The organism is Cupriavidus sp. FW305-26 (assembly GCF_058787975.1).
In genome coordinates, this window is the sequence record NZ_JBYTAH010000079.1 from 1 (window position 1) to 3,262 (window position 3,262).

Genomic DNA, 3,262 nt, shown 5'->3' on the forward strand with positions numbered 1-3,262 from the left:
TGGCCTATGGCTTCCGTGATGACCACTACTTCTTCTTGAAGATCCGGGCGGCCTTCCCCGGAAATCGGTGAAGAACCTTTTTTTTCGTCCTGCGTACGGCTCATAAGGGTTTACCCAAAGGCTCACACCGGCTTTGTGCCCTGCGCTGCCCGAGTCCCGTTTTCGTGCATCGCACCAAAATCCAGCATGCATCTGCACCAAGTCTGATAAACAATATTTTGCTTGATTGTATGGCGGTTTATCGCCTAATGTACTGAGCAAAGACGCGGCACACGTATGCCGCGTCCGGAGACAACGCCTCCGCGCGATGCCGGCAACCACCGGCGGCGCTGGGGGCAGGCCAGGACCATTGGAGGATCCACCATGCAAGCAGTCAGCATCGACGCAGCGGCAAAAGGCGCGTCGGCCCAGAAGCAGTCCGTCGCGCGCGTCGCGGGGGCCAGCCTCGCCGGCACCACGCTCGAGTTCTACGACCACTTCATCTACGGATCGGCCGCCGCGCTGGTCTTCCCCAAGCTGTTCTTCCCGCAGAGCGACCCGCTGACCGCGACGCTGCTGTCCTTTGCCAGCTACGGCGTTGCCTTCGTGGCGCGGCCGCTGGGCGCGGCGATCTTCGGCCACTTCGGCGACAAGATGGGGCGCAAGTCCATCCTGATCATTACGCTGCTGATGATGGGCCTGGCCACCTTCGGTATCGGCCTGCTGCCGACCTATGCCGCCGCGGGCGCGCTGGCGCCGGTGCTGCTGGTGCTGCTGCGCGTGGTGCAGGGCCTGGCGCTGGGCGGCGAATGGGGCGGGGCGGCGATCATGGTCAACGAGCTCGACCCTGAAGGGAAAAGGCGCGGCATCCTCGGCAGCCTGGTGCAGCTCGCCGCGCCGATCGGCCTGCTGCTTGCCAACGGCGTATTCGCGCTGGTGACCTGGCAGGTCTCGGAAGAAGCCTTCCTGAGCTGGGGCTGGCGCGTGCCGTTCCTGCTGTCGGCGCTGCTGGTGGGCGTTGGGCTCTACATCCGCTCCAACGTGCGTGAATCCGGCATGTTCGAGAAGCTGGAGGAATCCCACGCCGAAGCGCGCGCGCCGATCATGGAAGTGCTGCGCAACTACAAGAAGCAGCTGCTGATCGCCTTCGGCGCGCGGCTGGGCGGCGATATCGCCTTCTACGTGTTCACGCTGTTCCTGCTGTACTTCGTGCCGACCAAGCTGGGCCTGCCCAAGAGCATCGCGCTCAATGCCGTGCTGCTGGGTGCGGTGGCGCAGATCCTGTTCATCCCGGTGGCCGGTTACCTGGCCGACCGCATCGGGCGCCGCCCGGTGCTGATGATCGGCGGCATCGGCGGTGCGGTGTGGGCCTTTGTCTTCTTCACGCTGGTCAAGACCGGCAGCCCGGCTTTGATCATGCTGGCCTCGTTCGTCGGCATGGTGCTGGTGTCGTTCATGTTCTCGCCGCTGGCGTCGTTCCTGCCGGAGCTGTTCGCCACCCGGGTGCGCGTGACCGGTGCCTCGCTCGGCTTCCAGTTCGCCGGTGTGTTCGGCGGCGCGCTGGCCCCGCTGATCGCGGTGGGCCTGCTCGACCGCTTCGGCAGCACCGCGCCCGTTGCGCTGTACCTGGCGGCGGTGTGCGCGCTGATCGCAATCGCCGCGGCGGCCGCGCGGGAAACCAATCGCATGCACCTGTCCGACGCGGACCGCTGAATGCGGACCACAGTGAGCGGCAGTAACAATCTTCTCGTGAGCAGTATCGTGAAACAGTTCGACCTGATCATCCGCAACGGCACCGTCGTGACCGCCAGCGACACCATGCAGTGCGATATCGGCATCGCCGGCGGGCGCATCGTACAGCTCGGCCACGACCTGGGCGAGGCCGCGCAGACCATCGACGCCAGCGGCAAGCTGGTCTTGCCGGGCGGCGTCGATGCGCACTGCCACCTGGACCAGCCGATGCCGGACGGCCTCAGGATGGCTGACGACTTCCGCACCGGCTCGGTGTCGGCGGCATGCGGCGGAACCACTACCGTGATCCCGTTCGCCGCGCAGGAGAAGGGCCATTCGCTGCGCGCCGCGGTGAACGACTACCATCAGCGCGCCGATGGCAAGGCTGTGGTCGACTACGCCTTCCACCTGATCGTGGCCGATCCTACCGAGGCGGTGCTGCAGGACGAACTGCCGGGGCTGATCCGCGAGGGCTATTCGTCGTTCAAGGTCTACATGACCTACGACGACCTCAAGCTGAACGACCGCGAGATCCTTGAGGTGCTGTCGGTGGCGCGCCAGGAGGGCGCGCTGGTGATGGTGCACGCCGAGAATTCGGACTGCATCGCCTGGCTGACCGAGAAGCTGGAAGCGGCGGGCAACACCGCGCCGAAGTTTCACGCGCTGGCCCGGCCGATGGCGATCGAGCGCGAGGCCACGCACCGCGCCATCACGTTCTCGGAGCTGGTCGACGTGCCGATCCTGATCGTCCATGTATCGGGCAAGGAAGCGGTGGAGCAGATCCGCTGGGCGCGCAACCGCGGTATGAAGATCTTTGCCGAGACCTGCCCGCAGTACCTGTTCCTGACTGCCGAAGACCTCGGCCAGCCCGGCTACCACGGCGCCAAGTGCGTGTGCAGCCCGCCGCCGCGCGACCGCAGCAATCAGGAAGTGATCTGGGACGGCCTGGCCGACGGCCTCTTCACCATCTTCTCGTCCGACCATGCACCGTTCCGCTACGAAGACGCGCAGGGCAAGAAGCCTGGCGGCAAGGAAGTCCCGTTCCAGTACATCCCCAACGGCATCCCCGGCCTGGAAACGCGGCTGCCGCTGCTGTTCTCGGCTGGCGTGGTGGGCGGCCGCATCTCGGTCAACCAGTTCGTCGCGCTGACCTCGACCAACCCCGCCAAGCTCTACGGCCTGCATCCGCGCAAGGGCACCATTGCCATCGGCGCCGATGCCGACCTGGCGATCTGGGATCCGCAGCGTGAAGTGACGATCCGCAACGCCGACCTGCATCATGCTGTCGACTACACCCCGTATGAAGGCCTGCGCGTGACCGGCTGGCCGGTGACCACGCTGGTGCGCGGCAAGGTGGTGGCGCATGAGGGCGAGGTGCTGGCCGAGGCCGGCCACGGCCAGTTCCTGCCGTGCGGCCTGCCGGAGATGGCCAGGCCGCGCTATCGCACCTCGGGCGGCAGCCTGTGACGGCAGCCTTGCCAATGCTTTGACTGAAACGACTGACATGGAACTGACCAACCGCCTGGACGCCACCACTATCGCGGCCCGCGTC

At 66.0% G+C, this 3,262-nt stretch carries 2 protein-coding genes; both read left to right on the forward strand.

Annotated elements, in window-relative coordinates; translation table 11 throughout:
- Window positions 1-363 precede the first annotated feature (363 nt).
- Entirely contained in the window at window positions 364-1,692 is a 1,329-nt protein-coding gene (locus AC3WQZ_RS30230; protein WP_010815021.1) for an MFS transporter, read from the forward strand.
- 48 nt (window positions 1,693-1,740) lie between these two features.
- Entirely contained in the window at window positions 1,741-3,177 is a 1,437-nt protein-coding gene (gene hydA / locus AC3WQZ_RS30235) for a dihydropyrimidinase (protein ID WP_058697800.1), read from the forward strand.
- Window positions 3,178-3,262 lie beyond the last annotated feature (85 nt).